Origin of the sequence: Mariniradius sediminis, from assembly GCF_021491425.1 — a bacterium.
Classification (GTDB): domain Bacteria; phylum Bacteroidota; class Bacteroidia; order Cytophagales; family Cyclobacteriaceae; genus Mariniradius; species Mariniradius saccharolyticus.
In genome coordinates this window covers 1-283 of record NZ_JAKEVZ010000088.1, presented here as the reverse complement: position 1 = coordinate 283, position 283 = coordinate 1, and the positions used below count along the sequence as shown (strand labels likewise).

The 283-nt window shown below is 41.3% G+C and carries 1 protein-coding gene; it reads right to left on the bottom strand.

From position 1 onward, the window contains the following. Positions 1 to 88: 88 nt before the first annotated feature. A partial coding sequence (locus tag L0U89_RS20390) for a hypothetical protein (RefSeq protein WP_234863206.1) occupies positions 89 to 283 on the bottom strand: 195 nt, incomplete at its 5' end.

Genomic DNA, 283 nt, shown 5'->3' with positions numbered 1-283 from the left:
CTGTTGAGCCTGAACAATTGAAGCAACTAATAGGAATGCGGATAAAATAAAAAAGCCAACTCGTTTCATATCGTATCGGATCAAATAATTAATTACCTGTTAATGTCAATCCTTGTAAAGCCAGGGTTGTAAAGCTGCCTTCTCCGGAAGGCTTGCTCACTAGGTAAAGTTTATGAATTTTTCCATCAGTTACTGGTTCAATTGCTGCTGAAAGCATAGTGCCGCCAAAACTTCCTGGTTTTACAGCCGGATGACCTGTGGTTCCAAGCTGTATGGTTCCCAG